Source organism: Bacillus sp. FSL K6-1145 (assembly GCF_038003425.1).
In the GTDB taxonomy this organism is placed as follows: domain Bacteria; phylum Bacillota; class Bacilli; order Bacillales; family Bacillaceae; genus Bacillus; species Bacillus pumilus.
The window spans coordinates 2,888,314-2,906,651 of the sequence record NZ_JBBOPC010000001.1 but is presented as its reverse complement, the minus strand read 5'-3'; the positions used below and the strand labels follow the sequence as shown (position 1 = coordinate 2,906,651).

Here is an 18,338-nt window from a genome sequence, read left to right as displayed (position 1 = left end):
GTTTTTTTATTGGTTTAAATAGTTAGGTGTAAAATTAAATAAAGTTTTTTTGTTATTTCATCATCTCATATTTTATGGAAGGAACTCATATGAAAAAAATTATAATATGTATCATTTTTATGATGACAATCATCGTGGGCCTGTTTTTTATTCAACCACTTAAAAACCAAATTTCTTTTCTTACAGTAAAAAATACAAATCTGACTGAATTAAAGGTAGGACATTTGAAGTTGGGATTGAAAAAGGAAAAAAGCAGTGAAAATGAATGGATGAAAACTTCAAATTCAAATTATTTTAAAGTGAATAGAAGAAAAGAAATAGTGGCAATTTCTTTAGAAAATAATCAAAGTAATATAAACAACACAATAAATATTCATTCAACTAAGAAAGATATATATGATTATTTTGGTGAAAATACATACGGTAGAGACGATGACCAAGGATATAACATAATAGGTTATAAGGATTCGGAGCATGATATCAAAATAGAATTTTTCTACTTAGATAAAAATTTAGAGAGAATAATCATTAGTGAATTTAAGGAATAACGGAATATCCAGAATGTGTATGAGCGGTGAAGTCATTTTATTTTAAAAGGCACTGCTTGTTCGTAGCAGTGCCTTTCTTTTTTATTCCCAAATCTCACTTGCCCATTCTGGGTGATCGATAAAGGGATTGCGGTTGTTCTGATACGTTTCATAAATAATCTCGTTGCGGTTTCGTTCGATTTGATCGACAGGATCTTGTTTGTGCCACTTGAGAAGTACGGACATTTTGCCGTGAAGAGGGGCGCTACCATTATTCACTTTGTCGTTTAATTCTAAATCTGGAAAGCGGTCATCGCCCTCGTACCGCACCGCCATATAAAAGAGCATTCTTGCCACATCCCCTTTCACCCGGCTGTGAGGTTCGAATGAGTCGCTATCGTAAAAATTGCCCGGCGCTCCCTTGTATTCATTTCCGCCCAGATCAAAATCTAAATTTCCTCGTGTGCTATTCGTTTGCACGTCTGTTGCTCGCAGATGATGGAGATCTGTACCAGGGCCCTGGCTTGTCCCAAAATTGCCGTGTGACTTAGCCCACACATGCTCCCGGTTCCACTGGCCAACATTTCCGCCATTCGATTGCTTTGAGCGGGAGACACCGCTATAGAGCAAGAGCACGTTGTTTGGATTTTTTGGATCTTCATCTGTTTTCTTTAAGGCATCCCAAACTTGGCTGTAGGATAGCTGCTTATGATCATCAATAATATCGTGTAAAGCTTTTTTTAAAGCGGTTCCTGATTTGCCATTAGCAGATTGATAATAGGAATCGATTTGACTTGTAGCGGTTGTTTTCGCTTGTTGTGTAGATGTTTCGTTTTGAAGCTGTAACGGGGAAAATGTGATGGTTTGGCTCGTTTCATTCAGAGTAAAGCTTTGAGCATTCGCAGTTTGCGGCAGCGGGGCGGCTAACGTACCGAATATCATGATTCCGGCAGCCACAGTTCCAAATAAGGTTCTCTTCATTCGATTTCCTCCTTGATAGGGAATGTATTCTCTTTATTTCTATCATAATGTTAGAAAGAAATAAATGGATTTCTCGTAAATTTTATGTAATGAGTTCATAGGAAAAGAGATTGCTATTTTATCAGCATTACTGTATAAGTGGGCATATAGGATGACAGCAAGGGAAAGGATGGATAACGTGAAAGAACTGCAAATACCTTCAAGAACGATTATGACACCAGGACCTGTTGAAGTAGATCCCAGGGTACTCCGTGTAATGAGTACACCAATTCTCGGTCAATTTGATCCAGCATTTACACATATCATGAATGAGACGATGACCTTATTGCGGTCCCTTTTCCAAACAGAAAATGAATGGGCTTTTCCAATTGACGGCACGTCTCGTTCAGGGCTTGAAGCTGTGCTTGCCAGTGTCATTGAGCCGGGAGATTCGATGCTTGTGCCTGTCTTTGGCCGGTTCGGTCATCTTCTCATTGAAATAGGACAGCGCTATGGTGCTGAGGTACATACAATGGAATGTGAATGGGGAACCGTTTTTGACCCTAGTGATATCATTCAGAAAATGAAGCAGGTCAAGCCTAAAATCGTTGCGTTGGTCCATGGTGAAACATCCACCGGGCGATTGCAGCCACTTGAGCAAATTGGTGAAGCGTGCCGGGCACTGGATGCATTGTTCATTGTAGACGCTGTAGCAACCATTGGCGGGGTTCAGGTGAAAGTGGATGAATGGAAGATTGATGCGGCGATTGGCGGTACGCAGAAGTGCTTGTCTGTTTCATCAGGCATGTCACCTATCACGTATAATGACCGGGTGGCAGCTGTCGTTGAATCGAGAAAGAAAGTGGAAAAGGGAATTGCGACACAGGATGAATTGCAGGAGCAAATGGATATTTCTCCAATTAAAAGCAATTACTTTGATCTCAGCCAGCTTCAGGATTATTGGAGCCCTAGGCGATTAAATCATCATACAGAAGCGACAACGATGCTCTATGCACTTCGAGAAGGGGTTCGTGTTGTGCTGGAAGAAGGTCTGTCTGAGCGTTTCCAAAGGCACGCATATCACGAGAAGGCCTTGATGAAAGGACTTGAAGCGATGGGACTTGAATTGTTCGGTGATCCACATTGTAAAATGCCGGTTGTGACATGTATTGAGATTCCAAGTGGTATGGATGGAGAAGCGGTACGTGCCGATCTGCTTAAGCATTTTGGTATCGAAATTGCCAGCTCCTTTGGACCGCTAGCCGGACGTATATGGAGAATTGGCACAATGGGCTATAGTTGCCGAAAAGAAAATGTGCTGTTTGTGTTAGCAGGGCTGGAAGCAATTTTAATCAAGCATGGTGCATCCATCCATTGCGGCGCAGGGCTTCAGGCGGCTCTTTCTATCTATGAACAAGGTGAATAAAGTCATACGGATACTCGCTATTTGCGGGTATTTTTTATTTGGAAAAGAAAACTAAATTTTGAAAAACTAGACTTATAGACAGTGATATCGCTATACTGAAGAAGTTCTGATCATTTTTGTCATCATTTTCATTTATTTTGTAGAAAGAGGTTTTTTGATATGAAGAAAATGGGCAGATTATACATTTTGATGCTCAATATTTTTATTGCCATGCTTGGCTTTGGCCTCATTGTCCCTGTCATGCCAAGTTACATTGAAGCCTTTGGCGCAACAGGAAAAACACTCGGTTTTCTTGTCGCTGCAACAGGTCTTACACAGTTTGCTTTATCGCCGGTTGCAGGCGCACTGACCGATCGATTTGGACGTAGAAAATTGATCATTGCGGGGATTGCCGGCTTTACGATTGCCCAGTTTATTTTTGCATTTGCTGATCAGCTTTGGATGCTGTTTGTGTCTCGGTTTTTAGGTGGTGCTGCCGGGGCTTTACTCATGCCAGCCATGTTTGCATACATCGCTGATATCACAAGTGAGAAGGATCGAGGGAAAGGAATGGGGCTATTTAGTGCTGCAATGACGTTAGGCTTTGTCATTGGACCAGGCGTAGGCGGCTATTTGGTCGAGTACGGAATCGCTTTTCCTTTTCTCATCGCAGGTTCCTTTGCAGCTCTTTCTACCCTATTGTCCATCCTGTTTTTACCTGAAACATTAACAAAGGAAAAGCAGGAAGAAGCGAGGTTAAACAAAGACATTCATTTCAACCCGTTTGTACAAATGCTGCAAGCTTTAAAGACATCCTACGGTTTTTTGTTTATATTGGCGTTTGTCCTCAATTTTGGCATCATTCATTTTGAATCGATTTTCGGCTTATATGTAGACCAAAAACATGGATTTACACCGAAGGATATTGCGTTTGTGATTACGGTTGCGGGTCTTGCAGGCGTGCTTGTCCAAGGTGCGTTGGTGAATGCCTGTGTGAAACGATTTGGTGAAATGCGCGTCGTGCGTTATGCACTGCTAGGAGCGGCTTTGATGCTCATCGTCTGCCGTGTTGCACCGTCCTTTTGGCTAATCTTTGCAGGCTCTATTTTATTTTTGTCGGCTACATCATTTGTTCGTCCAGCCCTCAATACATTGCTGTCCAAAATGGCAGGTAATCAGCAAGGAGTAGCGGGCGGCCTCAATACATCCTTTATGAGCCTTGCCAATATTGTCGGACCGAGCCTTGCGGGCATTTTATTTGATGTGAATATTGAGTTTCCTTTTATGCTCGGAACACTGGTGCTTTGCATAAGCTTCATTGCATCCATCGTGTGGGGGAAAAAAGTGCAGCATCCTTCGGCAGTTTCTTAAAATTTGTTTATAAAAAACCGATCAGTACAGCTTGATCGGTTTTTTTGATGCGCATCATCTCTTATATTTCACGACAGGTGATTTTTCTTTATGAAGCGCTCGAATCATGGCAGCATCTACATGCAAATGCTCTTTCACTAATTGAGGAGGGGTTAAGGCCATCCACTGATTTAACGAAATATCTGCAAAGCGATCACTTTTAAACATTTCAAAAAACCAAAGGCTCGTTTGGCCGATATTTTGGATGTAATGTCCCATACCAAAAGGAACATATCCGACATCACCTGCTCTGTAATTAAAGGTGCGGGCAGTGCCCCCTGCTCCAAAGACTGTCATTTTGGCTGTACCGGTTAAATAGTATTGCCACTCATCGTTATTAGGGTGCCAGTGCATTTCTCTCATGCCGCCAGGCTTTACTTCAACAAGCGCAGCTGCAATGGTTTTTGAAACAGGGAAGTTTCGTGAATCGACAATGCGGACAGTTCCCCCAGAGGTCGTCAGCGGTTTTTGGCGAAGCAGCTGGTACGTAAATGGCGGCTCGATGCTTCCGTATGGATCAGATACCGTTTGGCTTTCTATTGATGCTGGCGGAGAGCCTTGAAACATGTAGCGCTGCTTATTCGGAATATGGTCAAACAGCTTCTTAGGAACGCCAAAATTGTCGGAGAGAATGTTTTTCGGTGTATGGGCAAACCAGTCTGTGATGGTGAACGTATCAAATTCAGAAAAAGCGCCATCATCAAAGACTAAAAGAAATTCACACCCGTCCTCAAGTCCTTGAATGGAGTGCGGAATACCTGGGGGGAAATACCATAAATCTCCTTCTGCTACATCAGCGATCATATTTCGCCCTTCTGCATCTACAGAGGTGATGCGGGCTTTTCCTAAAATCATATACGCCCATTCAGCCTGCTTATGCCAATGGAGCTCTCGCACTCCGCCTCGAGTCAGCCGCATGTTGACACCCGCAATCGTTGTGGAAACAGGCAGCTCTCGCTTCGTAATTTCTCTCGACCAGCCGCCATGATTTAAATGCATATGTGTATCGGAATATGAAAATTTTAAATTAGGAATGATTCCGGCATCGGTTTTAGGTGGAACAAGCATATCTGGGTTCTCGATATCTCGAAGGACGTCCCGCGGGCCTAGATCGGTGGCACCAGCACCATCCTCTCGAATGGGTTGCGGGATGTGACGCAGCTCATCATCCATTTATCATCCCTCCTCTTGTATCATTTTTCTCCTCCAAACTATATGAAACTTCGGAAGAAAACATTCACTCAGGATGGGGTGAAAGAAGCATGTGAATACGTAATGCTAAGCGCAGCCTTAATGTGGTTTCAGGGTCTTTTAAGCTGATCCGCAGCAGCTCCTCACACTTCTCCAATCGATAAATGACCGTGTTGCGATGAATAGACAAACGTTTCGCTGTTTCTGAAATGTGGCAATGCGTTTCTAAATAGACAGATAAGGTGTGGAGGAGATTTTGACCGGCTTCATATAACGGGTGAAGGTGCATCTGGTGAAACGTGACTAAATCCTTTCTTGGAATAAGCTTTAATAAATCTGGCACATCCTTTGCCTGATAGAAGTGTATATATTCCGACTGCGCCGAGAGATGTCCGGCTTGAAGCGCTTCTAATGCTTCACTATAGCCCTCAGATAGATGGGTGATGCGACAACTAGTCAAGCTCGCGCCAAAGGAAATGGTGTGATTCACTTGAATGCTAACGAGCATCTGCAGCTGCTTCAAAAAAGAAAGGAGTCTTTCACTCATCTCTGACCAACTGCCCGTCTCTTCCATTAATACAATGCCCATATCACCTTTGACAAATAAAAAGGAAGGGAAAGGAGAGCTTGGAAGTGCGCTGTCGAGCAGATCAACGACTTGTTCTAACATCAGTTGCTGCTTCAAAAAATGAGTGGTCTCATGACACTGATCAAGCTGACAGATCATACATAGATAGCTGCTATCTACATTTAATCCAAACGCCTTCGCAATGTTTGAAGCGTCTTGCTGAGAATACGATGAACCCTCTATCCATCTGCGAAATCCTTCATTTCTGGCACGCTTGGCCGTTTGCTGGGCAGAATATTGTCTCATTCGCGCAATCGAGATTTCGTGTACTGCTTGTTCAATGATGACTTGCAGTGTTTCATCCAGCGGAAGGATGAAGGAAGGAATGACCACATACTCACATGTTTGTTCGGTTAGATCAATCGGAAAGACAGAAAAGGTTTGCTTCGTATCTATTATTGAAAAATAATGGGGTGTCCGGCTTTTGAAAAAGGGGAGAATGCGAATCCAATCTGGGCTCGTGATGATGATGTGCGAGTTGCAGAGAAGGCGCCCATGCTGGTTACACAAATAGACAGGCTTGTGAATCCTTTCGGCGATTTTTTGCAATGCTTCAAACTGGTTATCGTCTAAGTTCATATCCACTAAGTCTCCTTTATTGAGAACTTTAGTTCTTGGTGAAGATGAATAAATAAATGGACAATCACTGTTCACTTCTCTGATATGCATTTTATGTTATCAGCTCAAATCATTTAAGATAGAAAGTTGTCAACTAATATCACAAACAAACAGAGTTCATGATAAAATCACGCACCATCAGTCATCTTCATTCAGAATTACGGGCAAATATGATATGTTGTAGACAGAAGAATTTCTTTCAGAAAGATGGGTATGACAAGAGAAAAAGGCTTTCATGTGAGGAAGCCGTCTATACATGAGAGTGGCAAGAGGTGAGAAACATGATTTATATCGGATTAACTGGCTGGGGTGACCATGACAGTCTTTATCCGCCGAAAATCGGCAGCGCGCAAAAGCTGTTTCACTATTCGTCTACGTTTCCCATTGTGGAGCTGGATGCCAGCTTTTATGCAGTTCAGCCTGAACGTAATCATGAAAAGTGGATCAAGGATACGCCAGATACCTTTCAATTTGTCGTGAAAGCATATCAAGGAATGACCGGTCATCAGAGAGGCGAAATTCCGTTTGCTTCGAAGGAAGAGATGTTTGACGCATTTATTCTTTCATTGACTCCGCTTATTCGTGAAGGGAAACTAGCCATGGTTCTATTTCAATTTCCACCATGGTTTGATTGCAAAAAAGAGCACGTCCTTTATTTAAGATGGTGTAAAGAGAAGATGGGGGACATTCCGTGTGCCCTCGAATTCCGTAACCGCACATGGTTCTCAGATGAATTTTATGAGCAGACCTTGTCCTTTATGGAAAAAGAAGGCTGGATTCATTCTGTTTGTGATGAGCCGCAAGTTGGAGAAGGCTCCATTCCGCCAGTCATACAAGCTACGCACCGTGATAAAACATTGGTCCGTTTTCACGGAAGAAATAAACAGGGCTGGCTTCACCCAGCAGACCATGAGAATTGGCGTGAAGTGCGATACTTATATTTATATAATGAAGCTGAATTAAAAGAGTGGAAAAAGAATCTCGACATCCTGCATCAGCAATCAAAAGATGTGTATGTCGTGTTTAATAATAACTCCGGCGGAGATGCAGCGGCGAATGGTCAGCAGATGATTGATTTGCTGGATATTACGTATTCAAGCCTTTCTCCGAAGCAGTTAGATTTATTTAGTTAAATGAGAGCTGCGGCTTTCAACCTGAATGAGACGGTTCAGTGACAACTTGAGGGAGAGATCAACATGCTGCAGAAGCTATGGTTATATCATACAAACGATTTGCACAGCCACTTTGAGAACTGGCCAAAAATCGCAGCTTATATTGAAGAAAAGCGTCAAGTTCACGATCAGATGCTCTTGTTTGATATTGGCGACCATATGGACCGAGTGAACCTCGTGTCAGAAGCTGATTATGGAAAGGTAAACGTCAAGCTCCTCAATCAGCTTGGCTATGACGGGGTCACAATTGGAAATAATGAAGGCATTACGCTGCCTCATGATCAGCTGGATCAATTGTACGAGCATGCACAATTTCCAGTGGTCCTGTCTAATTTATTTGAGAAAGGCAAAAGGCCAGCGTGGGCAAAGCCCTATCATATGATCCAAATGGAAAACGGACTGAAAATATGTCTCTTAGGCGTGACCATTGCGTATACACCTGTCTATGAAAAGCTGGGCTGGGAAATAACAGATCCGTTTGACAGCATACGGGACATGCTGCAGGAAGTGAAGGGACAAGCGGATATCATTGTGCTCTTATCCCATCTTGGTATCATCCATGATCGGGAGGTCGCCCGTGATTTTCCTGACATCGACATCATCCTAGGCTCACACACGCATCATTTGTTAGAACAGGGTGAAATGGACAATGGGGTACTGCTTGCATGCGCTGAAAAGTATGGGCATTATATTGGCTGTGTCGAGCTGACCATTGACACAGTGAGCAAAGAGCTGATCGAGAAAAAAGCGACAGTGCAGTCAGTGGATCAGCTGATCAGTGAATCAGATGAAGCCATTACTACCCTACAACAAGCAGAGAGAAGAGCGAAAGCCCTCATGCAGGAGAAAGTAACTGCGATTGAGTCAAGGCTAGAAACGAAGTGGTTTGATGAATCCCCGCTTCCGCAGCTCTTAACAGATGCCATTAAAGATTGGTGCGGGGCAGATATCGGCATGATGAATGCAGGCATGGTGCTTGATTCATTAGAGGCAGGAATCGTGACTAGAGAAGAAGTCCACCGAATCTGCCCGCACCCAATTAACCCAATTAGGGTGACGCTTTCCGGTCAACAGCTTATCGAAACCGTTCGGCGTGCCTGTGAAGAAAAAATGGAACAGCTACGCATCAAGGGCTTCGGCTTTAGAGGTGAGTTGATGGGGAAAATGCTGTATAGCGGCCTCACCTATACAGTAGAAGAAGGTGAAACCAAACGAGTAAAGGATGTTTTTGTGCATGATCAATTGATCAGAAAAGACGCCTTATATACGGTTGGCACAGTCGATATGTATACATTAGGCTCTCTATTTCCTCATATCCGTGACCATGAACACATTGAATATTTCATGCCGGAATTTTTACGTGATGTGCTTACTTGGCGCCTGAAGGAAGCCACATGAAATCCGCTTTAGCCTAACAACACTCGCCCTCTTGTCACATAGATTGTGATGAGAGGAGTGAAGGGATTTGGTGAATTTAACACCTATTAATATTGATGGACATTCCTTTACAGCCGTCACCGTCAAACTGCCGAAGACGAATTTTATGGCAGTGACAAATGAACATGGGTATATTATGTGCGGTGCACTGGATGTCGGGCTCTTAAATGAAAAGCTTGCAGATAGAGGTATTATCGCAGGGAGAGCAGTTGGTGTGAGAACGATAGAGCAATTGCTTGATGCCCCTTTAGAATCTGTGACATACGCTGCAGAAGCGTTAGGCATTACAGTTGGAACCATTGGAAGAGACGCCTTATTAAAAATGGTGAAATAAAATGAAGAGATGATTCCTATCCCCCCGCCTGTCTGCATACACTTGTAATGGAGAAGGGGGGATTTTTTATTGAGAATGAACCGCCGCTATCGCCCCTATAAAAAGGGCCCTTTGCCATTCCGATACGTCATGCTGCTTGCGATCTTATTCTTTGTACTCTCAACCGTCATAAGTCTATTTTTTATTAACCGCTCCATTAAACCAACCCTTATACACATTGCTGAACTAGAAACAGAGCGTATCGCCAATCATCTGATTCAATATTCCGTCCAAGACTTTGCAGAAGATCAGGAGAATATGAAGGATATGGTGGTTATGAATACAAGTGAGAACGGAAAAGTAACGACCATCGATTTTAATGCGCAAGCAACATCTAAAGCAATGGCTGACCTATCACGTCATCTTCAAAAAAATTTAGAGGACATTGAAAAGGGGAACTTTCAAAAAGAGGCAAAAGAAGCATTAAAGGATCAAACAGATGGACATGACGGCATTATATATAACATTCCGCTTGGGCAAGCGTCCGGAAATGCACTCATCGCCAACCTAGGACCAAAAGTGCCTGTACGGTTTAGTGTCATTGGCGATCCGCATACGGACGTTGAAAAAAACATTAAGCCTTATGGCATCAACAATGCCTTGATTGATATTAGTGTTCTAATCGAGGTCAAGGTGAGAGTCATCATCCCGTTTGCATCTGAAACAATCGTGGTCAAAAACTCAGTTCCCGTCTCCATCCAAGCCGTTCAAGGGGACGTACCAGATTATTACAATGGCAGCGGAACGAACTCAGGCGCTCCATCGATTGTTCTCCCAGAGAAAAAGGAGAAGAAAGAATAACAGCCCAAGGAATGATTGGGCTGTTTTTTGATGTGCAGTCATTGGAAATAAAAACCTCATTCACTACTTGATTCCATATAGATGAATGTGTCATGATCAATTTTAATTGTTATTAGGGGGAGCTTTATGAAGAAACTTTATGTAAGTGGTATTTGTTTTTTGGTTTTTGCTATAGTATTTAGTGCTAAATATATCACAGCATCCATTTTACTGGTCAGAAATGAAAGCTTAAGTATCAATATTTTTAGAGGTATGTTTGACATGATTCCATTGGAAGTAACCGTTGTGTATTTCATTTTTCTCATCATGGGAATTCTATTTTTAATTTTAGGTTTGAAGGAGAAAAATGAGCAGTAACTTGCTTAGACATGAAAAAGGAGAAGGGTGCGAAAACGCTAAACTTCTCCTTTTCTTTAATGTCGTTTTCGCTCAGCTCTTTCCCATGCCCTTAAATGAGGGTATGGATCAAAAGACCATTCAGTTCTGCCATTGTCTTTATACATGCCATAGTGAAGATGCGGCGGAAATTTTCCTGCTGTGCCTGGAGGGCCATAACCGGAGCTTCCGACTGATCCAATGACCTGTCCAGGTTCAACAATTTGACCTGTTTTGAGTCCTTTTGCAAAGCCATTTAAATGAGCGAAGTAATGATAATGGTTATGAATATCTCGAATCCCAATCCGCCAGCCGCCAAAGCGGTTCCAGCCTTTCATTTCAATCACACCATACGATGTCGCACGAACGGGAAGTCCATAATGGGCAAATAAATCCGTACCCTCATGAATTCTTCTGCCTCCAAATCCTCTTGCATCTCCCCATGTACTCCGGTAGCTGTAGTCAGCTCCGACTGGAAGAGGGAAAGCGTGCTTTCCGAGGTCAAGATGGCCATAGTGCTGATATAGCTTCATAAAAGATGAAATGATTCCAACGGTTTGATCTCGTCCATAATAGTCCCATAAAGCAATTTTTAATTGATCAATGCTGTTGCCGTAATGAAGCAAGTATTGAGCAAACGTGAATAATACATCCTCATCGTCATCGCTGTTCGCTTTTCCATCCCCGTTTCCATCAAGTCCAATTCCATCAAACACTTTAATGCTTAAAGGAGAGGTATCCTGCTTATTCGGGTTTTCAGGGCCGATCCACATTTCCCGGGGAATGTAGATGCCAATGACGCCTTTTTGTTTCGGTAAATCTCTTCTGCTTTTTCGAATATTGTGCTCATACTGATCAACCGCAGCAAGTACATACCATGGAACCTGTGTCGTGATGGCGACTTTTTCGTAAAGTGCCATTCGCTGCTTCAGTACATCTGGCTGCTTGCCTTCCCCCTGTGCATGAACAGTTAAAGGAAGCATTGAAAGAGCGATCATGATGGCTAAAACCACTTTCACAAACGTCCATCTCCTTTCATCAAGCATCGTCTTCTACCGTTTAGTGTGGTTAGATCACCCTATTTCATAAGAAGAAAATGTTAGTAATTTTCTTGTGATTTTTTTAGGAGGCTTTTGGGTATTTTTGCAGCTCATTCCCTTGTTGTTCAATCTGTACTATGTTAAAGTGTCTAAAGAAAAGGCTTTAGGCCGAAGATTCAATTTTTTGCAGCTTCTTAGCTGCATCCATCGTATATAGCAGGAAGATTTTTGTAGATGCACCTTTAACGAATTCATATGGAGATGATGGAATTGGCAAAGAAGGAAGAGCACGTAAGAAAACCGGACTGGCTTAAAATTAAGCTGAATACGAATGAAAACTATACCGGTTTGAAAAAAATGATGCGGGAAAACAACCTGAATACCGTTTGTGAGGAAGCAAAATGTCCGAATATTCATGAATGCTGGGCAGTGAGAAGAACCGCTACATTTATGATCCTTGGATCTGTTTGTACGCGCGCATGCCGTTTCTGTGCGGTGAAAACTGGACTTCCAACTGAGCTAGACCTGCAAGAGCCAGAACGCGTGGCAGATTCAGTGGCTTTGATGAACTTAAAGCATGCTGTCATAACAGCGGTTGCAAGGGATGACCAAAAGGATGGCGGAGCAGGTGTGTTTGCTGAAACCGTTCGTGCCATTAGAAGAAAAAGCCCATTTACGACAATTGAAGTTCTCCCTTCAGATATGGGCGGCAATTACGATAATTTGAAGACGTTAATGGACACACGTCCTGACATTTTAAATCACAATATTGAAACAGTTCGCAGATTAACGCCAAGGGTTCGTGCGCGTGCTACATATGATCGTTCATTAGAATTCTTGCGCCGTGCAAAAGAAATGCAGCCCGACATTCCAACGAAATCAAGCATTATGATTGGACTCGGTGAAACGAAGGAAGAAATCATTGAAGTCATGGATGATCTTCTTGCTAACAACGTCGATATTATGGCGATTGGTCAGTATTTACAGCCTTCGAAAAAACATCTAAAAGTTCAAAAATACTATCATCCGGATGAGTTTGCAGAGCTGAAAGAAATTGCGATGTCAAAAGGCTTCAGCCATTGTGAAGCTGGACCGCTTGTGCGCTCTTCCTACCATGCAGATGAACAAGTAAATGAAGCGTCTAAAAAGCGTCAGGCGCAAGCATAACAAGAAAACGCCAGAGCTCTCTGGCGTTTTTCTCGTATTAATTTTGGCCGTAAGGGGCATTTCTTCTCATGGTACGGTCGGAATTCGTCATACCATTTGCATCTTCTTTCGTAGAAATATCTCCACCTTGAGGGGAATATTTCATTTGTTGAATTGTTTTGGTTAAGATTTGATCAAAATCACGTGAATTGGTTTGAAGACGTGAAAAATTGGCAATGGATTGAAAGTGCTCTGGATTATCAGAGACGTATACATGATAATAACGAGGGAGAACAGAAACCGCCGTTTTCTTTACTTGATCGGCAGATTCATCCCGGTTTTTGTTGCCTGTTCGATACACAATCAGTGCATCCTCATCTGTCACAAGTGTGGCTGCATCTTTGATGTTTGGCAGCTGCACAGTTAAACTTGTAATGACGTGGGCAAGATGCTCGCGATTTAAAGCAGGTGTTCTTTCTTTCTGATCCGTTACTTGCTGGTGCTGATAACGAACATACCCTGCTCTGTTTGTGTCTGCTTCTGGCATGTTGGAATTATTTCCTTCATGACGATCCGACAGACGGATGGTTTTACTTGAAGAATCTTCATCCACTTGCCGGTTCATACCTGATTGAAAGCCGCACCCGCCTAAAAGCATGCTGAGAAGAATCGCGGCTGTCAGTTGTTTCTTCATAAATGTGACCTCCTTTTTTCTTTAGCTTCGGCTAAATCGGAAAAAACATGCTTTAGCAATTGATGGAGTTCTTCCAATGAATTATCATTAAAGATGGATCGTTTAAAAAGAGGTGAGAAGATGATCGTCATTCAGAATGCTACTTTTGATCTTGTAAGAGATATTAAAGACGGTTTTGATGAAGAAGCGTTTAAAGCAAGGTACTCAGATATTTTAAATAAGTACGATTATATTGTGGGGGACTGGGGCTACAATCAGCTGAGGTTGAAGGGGTTCTTTGATGACCAAAACCAAAAGGCCACATTTGATACAAAAATCAGCACACTCGATGAATACATTTATGAATACTGTAATTTTGGCTGTGCCTATTTTGTCTTAAAACGAATCAGAAAATAACGCAAAGGGGAGCGTCATGATGTATTTCGTAGATAGGAAAAAGATTGAAAAGACATTACGTTTTTTCGAGGAGCAATATGAGTTGATGCGTAGTCATCAAACATGGACAAGTCCACTAGAGAAAAAAGCGCTGGAACGAATTGTCCATTTGCTCGTCGAATGTATTCTTGATACGGGAAATGACATGATTGATGGCTTTATTATGCGTGATCCAGGAAGCTATGATGACATCATGGATATTCTTGTTGATGAAAAGGTTGTACCAGAAGAGGAAGGCAGTCAGCTGAAAAAGCTTGTCTCGTGCCGCAAAACACTTGTACAGCAATACCAAGAAGTGGTTCATCACGACTTGCTGCAGGTGATCAGCGAGGTTGAGCATGCGCTACAGGTTTTCCCAAACCGCATCCGTACCTACTTAGAGCAGGAGCTAGGCCCAGTATCAGCGTTTAAATAATCCATTGGAGTTGTGAACATCATGAAATACAAAGGCTATTTAATTGATTTAGACGGAACCATGTATAAAGGAACAGAAAAGATCGAAGAAGCAGGTCAATTTGTTCAAAAGTTAAATGAGCTAAACATTCCCTACTTGTTTGTCACGAATAACTCGTCACGCACGCCAAAGCAGGTAGCAGAAAAACTCGTTTCATTCGATATCCCAGCAACTGAAGAACAAGTCTTTACAACAAGTATGGCAACAGCCAATTATATTGCCGAACAAAAGAAAGACGCGTCTGTTTACGTCATCGGTGAAGAAGGAATCAAGCAGGCCATTGAAGAAAAAGGGCTGACGTTTGGTCAGGAAGACGCTGATTTCGTTGTTGTTGGAATTGATCGCAGCATTACATATGAAAAATTCGCAGTCGGTGCGATTGCCATTCGTCAAGGCGCACAATTTGTCTCAACAAATGGAGACATTGCCATTCCAACTGAAAGAGGGCTTTTGCCAGGCAACGGCTCGTTAACATCTGTATTAACCGTCACCACTACAGTCCAGCCAACATTTATCGGAAAACCAGAATCCATCATCATGGAACAAGCCATGCGAGTGCTCGGGACGGATGTGTCTGAGACGCTCATGGTAGGCGATAACTATGATACGGATATTATGGCAGGGATGAATGCAGGAATGGACACATTGCTCGTTCATACAGGCGTGACAACAAAAGAGCTGCTTCACAAATATGACAAACAGCCAACCTTTGTCATTGATTCATTATCTGAGTGGATTGAACGATTATCATAAAAAAAGAGGACAAGCGTTACGCGCGTGTCCTCTTTTTTGCTTTATTCCACATTTCTTGCACTATGTGCCAGCCTGCTTGATGCTGCAGCAGCAATGGCGCCGACAATGTCATCTAAAAAGGTGTGGCACTCCCCTGTGGATTTATCGTTGAGTGTCCCGAGAATTCCTGGTTTTTCTTTATCGATATATCCGTAATTCGTAAAGCCGATCGAACCATAAATATTGACGATAGCAAACGATAAAATTTCATCAACACCATACAGGCTTTCGTCTGTTTCTAGAATGGATTGAAGCGGCTCGGTCAGTTTTTTTTGCTCGGCGAGTACGTCTAGTTCGACGCCAGTTAATATCGCATTTTGGACTTCTCGTTTTGCGATGACACGCTCCACATTGTGGATGCATTCTGTCATGTCTAAGCCAGGATGATATTTTTCCTGTAAAAAGTAGACAAGGTCTGCTATATCTTGAATGGATACGCCTCGTTCTTGTAAACGGCGTCTTGCTGTTTTTTCTACTTCGTTCATCTCATGATGATGTGGCATATATTCCTCACCCAATCCTCGTAATTTGTCCACAACGTGTAAAAAGCTTCGGATAGTAAATAGTATTCATAAATCCCTCAACCTGCGACTACGATATGATAAGAGATCGATCATATGAACGCAGGTGAAAACATGAAAGAAACCATTTATCACACATTTGGTATTGATGTGCGTCAACTTATGCCATATGGCAGTTATCAGAGCTTTCAAACGTCGGAGGCTCTCTTTATCATTGTTCCTGTGTCTCATTTGCGAGAAGAAGAACTCACAGAGCTGTTTCATATCAGTCAGTATTTACTGAATGCCGGAGACCCATACGTCGCTGTGTTTGAATTAACAAATGAAGAGAAGCCCACCTTTACTCATGGAAAGGAGCTGTATGCTTTATTAAAGGCAGCACCGCCGATCTCAAGCCGCTCGTTTCAACAGGCGTCAGAGCTGGCGGCCTTTCATGTCAGGGGAAGAGGATTTCCATATGAGGTGTCTGAAACAAAACGTGTGGGAGCCTGGAAGGAATTATGGGCAAAACGGTTAGATCAGCTTGAAGGCTTTTGGATGCAGCAAATGCACCAAAAACCACTGGAACGATTTGAAAAAAAATTCATCGAATCCTTTCCGTATTATCTTGGATTAACGGAAAACGCCATTCAATATTTAGTGGATACTGAGCTGGATGATGAACCGAAAGAATGTGACTCAGGCACTGTCTGCCACCAACGTTTTTCGCGAAGGACATGGCCGCATGAGCAGCCGCTTCGTTTACCTGTAGATTGGGTCTTTGATCATCCAACCCGGGATATTGCCGAATACTTAAGAGAAACCTTTGTCCAGCATAAGGAAGATTTAATTGAGGAGGGCTTCTCTTTTCTACAGCAATATGAGCAGGTGACACCACTTTCTTCCTTTTCTAAGCGTTTGTTATACAGCCGCCTGTTGTTCCCGCTTCATTACTTTGAAATTGTAGAAGGCTACTACATGTCGGGAGAAAATGAAAAATCATATTATGAAGAACGGCTAGATTACGTCTTAAATGATGCCAATCGCTATGAATACTTTCTCAAGGTCTTTCAAGAAATGAGTGCCATGCGAAGCGGCGGGAGCCTCATTCCACCTGTTGGCTGGATCACAGGTCCACTGATTTGAAGTTTCAGTGAACAGATGAAACGTCTCTTTTCTCTTGAGGCGTTTTTCGTTATGCTTAAAGAAATCAATCAAAGGAGTGTTCTTCTTGACGAAACCTTATGTCTATATCACAAGAAAGCTGGATGAAGCATCACTTACACCACTAAAAGAAGTCGCTCATATCGAGATGTGGCCAAGCGAAGATGAGCCATGTCCACGAGAAGAATTAGAAAAACAAGCAGCGAAAGCGGATGCGCTTCTCACCATGCTGTCAGATCAAGTAGATGAAGCCCTTTTATCAAAGGCTCCACATGTTAAGGTGATCGCAAACCTTGCTGTGGGTTATGACAATATTGATCTTGAAGCCGCTAATAAGCGCAACATCACCATTTGTCATACGCCTGATGTATTAACGGAATCCACGGCTGATTTAGCTTTTGCCCTTCTGATGGCGTCAGCTAGACGGATTGTCGAGGCGAGTGATTGGATTAAGGAAGGAAATTGGACAGGCTGGGGACCGCTTCTTCTTTCAGGAGCTGATGTTCATCACAAAAACCTTGGAATTGTCGGCATGGGCAGTATCGGAACAGCGCTTGCCAAGCGGGCAGCAGGCTTTGACATGAAGGTGCTGTACTATAACCGGTCAAGAAAGCCAGAGGCAGAAGCGCAGCTCGGCGTGACCTATGCGGCTTTTGAGGACTTGCTCACGCAGTCTGATTTCATCGTCTGCCTGACGCCGTTAACCCCAGAAACGAAAGACATGTTTAATGAAAAGGCATTTGATCTGATGAAGAACTCTGCTTATTTTATTAACGTATCAAGAGGACAGACTGTGGATGAGGATGCTTTATATGAGGCAGTCACGACAGGAAAAATTGCCGGCGCTGGTCTGGATGTATTTAGACAGGAGCCTGTCAGCCCATCTCATCCGTTAACAACATTACGTAACGTCACAGTTCTCCCTCATATTGGAAGTGCAAGTGTCGAAACGAGAAAAACGATGATGCGTTTATGTGCTGAGAATATTGCGCTTGTCCTACAAGGTCAGCAAGCCAAAACGCCGGTTCGTTCATCATTTCAGGCTCCCTGAGTTTCGGGAGCTTTTCTGACAAAAATATTTTGAAAATATAGAATCTTGATATAAATAGCTGTTAAGCGGTTTCATTCTAACAATCTCATATTTTATTACCTTGTCAAAATGAGGATACCCCTTTATAATGTGTGTACATTGAATGTCTGTGTTAGGTTAACAAAT

20 protein-coding genes are annotated in these 18,338 nt (G+C 42.7%); 14 read left to right on the top strand and 6 right to left on the bottom strand.

Translation table 11 applies throughout. From position 1 onward, the window contains the following. Positions 1–89 precede the first annotated feature (89 nt). Positions 90–548 (top strand): hypothetical protein, encoded by a 459-nt coding sequence (locus MHH41_RS14845; RefSeq protein WP_003212829.1) that lies wholly within the window; start codon positions 90–92, stop codon positions 546–548. Positions 549–629: 81 nt separating this feature from the next. Here MHH41_RS14845 and MHH41_RS14840 read toward each other — a convergent pair whose 3' ends face one another. Further along, positions 630–1,508: an endonuclease I family protein gene (locus tag MHH41_RS14840; RefSeq protein WP_340866503.1), complete on the bottom strand. Its 879-nt coding sequence runs from the start codon at positions 1,506–1,508 to the stop codon at positions 630–632. A 169-nt stretch (positions 1,509–1,677) separates the two neighbouring features. On the opposite strand from MHH41_RS14840, the gene MHH41_RS14835 reads away from it, so the two are divergent. Both MHH41_RS14835 and MHH41_RS14830 read left to right on the top strand, forming a co-directional pair. Then, positions 1,678–2,913, top strand: a complete 1,236-nt coding sequence (locus MHH41_RS14835; protein ID WP_340866684.1) for a pyridoxal-phosphate-dependent aminotransferase family protein — start codon at positions 1,678–1,680, stop codon at positions 2,911–2,913. Positions 2,914–3,072: 159 nt separating this feature from the next. Continuing rightward, complete coding sequence (locus MHH41_RS14830) at positions 3,073–4,263, top strand: MFS transporter (protein WP_340866502.1); 1,191 nt, start codon at positions 3,073–3,075, stop codon at positions 4,261–4,263. 54 nt (positions 4,264–4,317) lie between these two features. On the opposite strand, the gene MHH41_RS14825 is transcribed toward MHH41_RS14830, so the two are convergent. Both MHH41_RS14825 and MHH41_RS14820 read right to left on the bottom strand, forming a co-directional pair. Further along, complete coding sequence (locus MHH41_RS14825; protein ID WP_340866501.1) at positions 4,318–5,475, bottom strand: oxalate decarboxylase family bicupin; 1,158 nt, start codon at positions 5,473–5,475, stop codon at positions 4,318–4,320. 64 nt (positions 5,476–5,539) lie between these two features. Continuing rightward, positions 5,540–6,700, bottom strand: a complete 1,161-nt coding sequence (locus MHH41_RS14820) for a PucR family transcriptional regulator (protein WP_340866500.1) — start codon at positions 6,698–6,700, stop codon at positions 5,540–5,542. Between the two features lie 320 nt (positions 6,701–7,020). Between MHH41_RS14820 and MHH41_RS14815 the strand changes: the two genes are divergently transcribed. The 5 genes from MHH41_RS14815 to MHH41_RS14795 all read left to right on the top strand — a co-directional run bounded on the left by MHH41_RS14815 (position 7,021) and on the right by MHH41_RS14795 (position 10,879). Further along, positions 7,021–7,872: a DUF72 domain-containing protein gene (locus MHH41_RS14815; protein ID WP_003212748.1), complete on the top strand. Its 852-nt coding sequence runs from the start codon at positions 7,021–7,023 to the stop codon at positions 7,870–7,872. Between the two features lie 63 nt (positions 7,873–7,935). After that, positions 7,936–9,309: a bifunctional metallophosphatase/5'-nucleotidase gene (locus tag MHH41_RS14810; RefSeq protein WP_340866499.1), complete on the top strand. Its 1,374-nt coding sequence runs from the start codon at positions 7,936–7,938 to the stop codon at positions 9,307–9,309. A gap of 67 nt (positions 9,310–9,376) precedes the next feature. Continuing rightward, positions 9,377–9,682 carry a YunC family protein gene (locus MHH41_RS14805; RefSeq protein WP_050944071.1) on the top strand — a complete coding sequence of 102 codons (306 nt, stop codon included), beginning with the start codon at positions 9,377–9,379 and terminating at the stop codon, positions 9,680–9,682. Positions 9,683–9,757: 75 nt separating this feature from the next. Next, complete coding sequence (gene yunB, locus MHH41_RS14800; RefSeq protein WP_044140941.1) at positions 9,758–10,522, top strand: sporulation protein YunB; 765 nt, start codon at positions 9,758–9,760, stop codon at positions 10,520–10,522. A gap of 126 nt (positions 10,523–10,648) precedes the next feature. Further along, a complete protein-coding gene (locus tag MHH41_RS14795) occupies positions 10,649–10,879 on the top strand; it encodes a hypothetical protein (RefSeq protein ID WP_106029280.1) in 231 nt (76 codons plus the stop codon). 56 nt (positions 10,880–10,935) lie between these two features. Here MHH41_RS14795 and MHH41_RS14790 read toward each other — a convergent pair whose 3' ends face one another. Further along, positions 10,936–11,880: a M23 family metallopeptidase gene (locus MHH41_RS14790; RefSeq protein WP_251191405.1), complete on the bottom strand. Its 945-nt coding sequence runs from the start codon at positions 11,878–11,880 to the stop codon at positions 10,936–10,938. Positions 11,881–12,207: 327 nt separating this feature from the next. On the opposite strand from MHH41_RS14790, the gene lipA reads away from it, so the two are divergent. Continuing rightward, complete coding sequence (gene lipA, locus MHH41_RS14785; RefSeq protein ID WP_034317455.1) at positions 12,208–13,104, top strand: lipoyl synthase; 897 nt, start codon at positions 12,208–12,210, stop codon at positions 13,102–13,104. 37 nt (positions 13,105–13,141) lie between these two features. On the opposite strand, the gene MHH41_RS14780 is transcribed toward lipA, so the two are convergent. Further along, complete coding sequence (locus MHH41_RS14780) at positions 13,142–13,777, bottom strand: YhcN/YlaJ family sporulation lipoprotein (protein ID WP_050944070.1); 636 nt, start codon at positions 13,775–13,777, stop codon at positions 13,142–13,144. Positions 13,778–13,897: 120 nt separating this feature from the next. On the opposite strand from MHH41_RS14780, the gene MHH41_RS14775 reads away from it, so the two are divergent. Genes MHH41_RS14775 through MHH41_RS14765 form a run of 3 tightly spaced genes read left to right on the top strand, consistent with a single transcriptional unit; the run spans position 13,898 to position 15,419 of the window. After that, complete coding sequence (locus MHH41_RS14775) at positions 13,898–14,173, top strand: YutD family protein (protein ID WP_003213192.1); 276 nt, start codon at positions 13,898–13,900, stop codon at positions 14,171–14,173. 19 nt (positions 14,174–14,192) lie between these two features. Continuing rightward, on the top strand, positions 14,193–14,627 hold the full coding sequence (locus tag MHH41_RS14770) for a DUF86 domain-containing protein (RefSeq protein WP_113387334.1): 435 nt from the start codon (positions 14,193–14,195) through the stop codon (positions 14,625–14,627). Positions 14,628–14,645: 18 nt separating this feature from the next. Beyond that, positions 14,646–15,419 (top strand): TIGR01457 family HAD-type hydrolase, encoded by a 774-nt coding sequence (locus MHH41_RS14765; RefSeq protein ID WP_340866682.1) that lies wholly within the window; start codon positions 14,646–14,648, stop codon positions 15,417–15,419. 41 nt (positions 15,420–15,460) lie between these two features. Here the strand turns inward: MHH41_RS14765 and MHH41_RS14760 are convergent, their stop codons facing one another. Next, positions 15,461–15,961 (bottom strand): phosphatidylglycerophosphatase A family protein, encoded by a 501-nt coding sequence (locus tag MHH41_RS14760; RefSeq protein WP_106066291.1) that lies wholly within the window; start codon positions 15,959–15,961, stop codon positions 15,461–15,463. Between the two features lie 132 nt (positions 15,962–16,093). On the opposite strand from MHH41_RS14760, the gene yutH reads away from it, so the two are divergent. Together yutH and MHH41_RS14750 are read left to right on the top strand one after the other, a co-directional pair. Next, positions 16,094–17,104 carry a spore coat putative kinase YutH gene (gene yutH, locus MHH41_RS14755; RefSeq protein ID WP_034620180.1) on the top strand — a complete coding sequence of 337 codons (1,011 nt, stop codon included), beginning with the start codon at positions 16,094–16,096 and terminating at the stop codon, positions 17,102–17,104. Between the two features lie 85 nt (positions 17,105–17,189). After that, positions 17,190–18,173: a 2-hydroxyacid dehydrogenase gene (locus MHH41_RS14750; RefSeq protein ID WP_212045506.1), complete on the top strand. Its 984-nt coding sequence runs from the start codon at positions 17,190–17,192 to the stop codon at positions 18,171–18,173. The last annotated feature ends 165 nt before the right edge of the window (positions 18,174–18,338 follow it).

What these genes read in the sequence shown, in the direction of transcription:
- MHH41_RS14845 (WP_003212829.1), top strand. Translation starts at nt 90, where the DNA reads ATGAAAAAAATTATAATATGTATCATTTTTATGATGACAATCATCGTG.
- MHH41_RS14840 (WP_340866503.1), bottom strand. Translation starts at nt 1,508, where the DNA reads ATGAAGAGAACCTTATTTGGAACTGTGGCTGCCGGAATCATGATATTC.
- MHH41_RS14835 (WP_340866684.1), top strand. Translation starts at nt 1,678, where the DNA reads ATGGATAACGTGAAAGAACTGCAAATACCTTCAAGAACGATTATGACA.
- MHH41_RS14830 (WP_340866502.1), top strand. Translation starts at nt 3,073, where the DNA reads ATGAAGAAAATGGGCAGATTATACATTTTGATGCTCAATATTTTTATT.
- MHH41_RS14825 (WP_340866501.1), bottom strand. Translation starts at nt 5,475, where the DNA reads ATGGATGATGAGCTGCGTCACATCCCGCAACCCATTCGAGAGGATGGT.
- MHH41_RS14820 (WP_340866500.1), bottom strand. Translation starts at nt 6,700, where the DNA reads ATGAACTTAGACGATAACCAGTTTGAAGCATTGCAAAAAATCGCCGAA.
- MHH41_RS14815 (WP_003212748.1), top strand. Translation starts at nt 7,021, where the DNA reads ATGATTTATATCGGATTAACTGGCTGGGGTGACCATGACAGTCTTTAT.
- MHH41_RS14810 (WP_340866499.1), top strand. Translation starts at nt 7,936, where the DNA reads ATGCTGCAGAAGCTATGGTTATATCATACAAACGATTTGCACAGCCAC.
- yunB (WP_044140941.1), top strand. Translation starts at nt 9,758, where the DNA reads ATGAACCGCCGCTATCGCCCCTATAAAAAGGGCCCTTTGCCATTCCGA.
- MHH41_RS14795 (WP_106029280.1), top strand. Translation starts at nt 10,649, where the DNA reads ATGAAGAAACTTTATGTAAGTGGTATTTGTTTTTTGGTTTTTGCTATA.
- MHH41_RS14790 (WP_251191405.1), bottom strand. Translation starts at nt 11,880, where the DNA reads ATGCTTCCTTTAACTGTTCATGCACAGGGGGAAGGCAAGCAGCCAGAT.
- MHH41_RS14780 (WP_050944070.1), bottom strand. Translation starts at nt 13,777, where the DNA reads ATGAAGAAACAACTGACAGCCGCGATTCTTCTCAGCATGCTTTTAGGC.
- MHH41_RS14775 (WP_003213192.1), top strand. Translation starts at nt 13,898, where the DNA reads ATGATCGTCATTCAGAATGCTACTTTTGATCTTGTAAGAGATATTAAA.
- MHH41_RS14770 (WP_113387334.1), top strand. Translation starts at nt 14,193, where the DNA reads ATGTATTTCGTAGATAGGAAAAAGATTGAAAAGACATTACGTTTTTTC.
- MHH41_RS14760 (WP_106066291.1), bottom strand. Translation starts at nt 15,961, where the DNA reads ATGCCACATCATCATGAGATGAACGAAGTAGAAAAAACAGCAAGACGC.
- yutH (WP_034620180.1), top strand. Translation starts at nt 16,094, where the DNA reads ATGAAAGAAACCATTTATCACACATTTGGTATTGATGTGCGTCAACTT.